The sequence below is a fragment of the Pseudogracilibacillus amylolyticus (SeqCode) genome, assembly GCF_051918545.1.
GTDB lineage: Bacteria > Bacillota > Bacilli > Bacillales > Amphibacillaceae > Pseudogracilibacillus.
Map to the genome: position 1 here is coordinate 1 of NZ_JBPPZG010000012.1, position 933 is coordinate 933.

Here is a 933-nt window from a genome sequence, read left to right on the forward strand (position 1 = left end):
ATGGAACAATTTGGTTATATCGGTGTATTTATTTTGATGGCATTGGAAAATCTGTTCCCACCAATTCCGTCAGAAGTAATTTTATTATTTGGGGGATTTTTGACGACCTATTCTAAGCTAACACTATTTGGGGTAATTATTACTGCTTCAACAGGGTCTATTATTGGTGCAATTATTTTATACGGTTTAGGAAAAGTACTGAATATCACGCGGATGGAAAAAATAGTTGATAGATGGGGACATGTGCTTCGATTAAAAAAAGAGGATTTACATAAAGCAAATAAGTGGTTTGAAAAATATGGCTACTGGACTGTCCTTTTTTGCAGAATGATTCCGATTGTGCGTAGTCTTATTTCCATCCCTGCTGGCATGGCAGGAATGAAGTTTTGGGTGTTTTTACTTTTTACAATGATTGGGACAGGCATTTGGAATACGGTTTTAGTAATAACGGGAGCTTTATTAGGAAGGTCTTGGACTGACATCCTTCAATTTTTAACGGTCTATTCCTTTGTAGCTTATATTTTAATCGCTGTTGTCTTCCTCTTAATGTTAGTATTCTTCTTTAGAAGAGGAAGAAATTAATTCAAACGGAATGTACGAAAAAATTTAAAATGATCAAAATTAAGCGATAAGGATGTTTTTATTGAGATTAAGATATATAATATATGTTAATATATAGGTGCAGCAGGGGTTGAGTATGTGACAGAATTTACTACACAAAATTCGGAACAATATAATCGATTAACGATCGTTGCCATATTACTTGGCGGTTCCTTTTTAGCTATTTTAAATCAAACGTTATTAATAACAGCAACACCACATATTATGACGGAGTTTAATCTGACCGAAAATTCTGGTCAGTGGGTGACAACTATTTTTATGTTAGTAAACGGAGTTATGATACCAATTACTGCGTTTTTAATGGAGACGTTT

General features: G+C 33.8%; 1 protein-coding gene and 1 pseudogene. Both read left to right on the top strand.

The genetic code is table 11. The features are described from left to right. On the top strand, window positions 1-582 hold a 582-nt coding region (locus ACPYKA_RS02530), incomplete at its 5' end, for a DedA family protein (protein WP_479540850.1). 117 nt (window positions 583-699) lie between these two features. Beyond that, window positions 700-933 (top strand): annotated as a pseudogene (locus ACPYKA_RS02535) (MFS transporter); the annotation flags it as partial.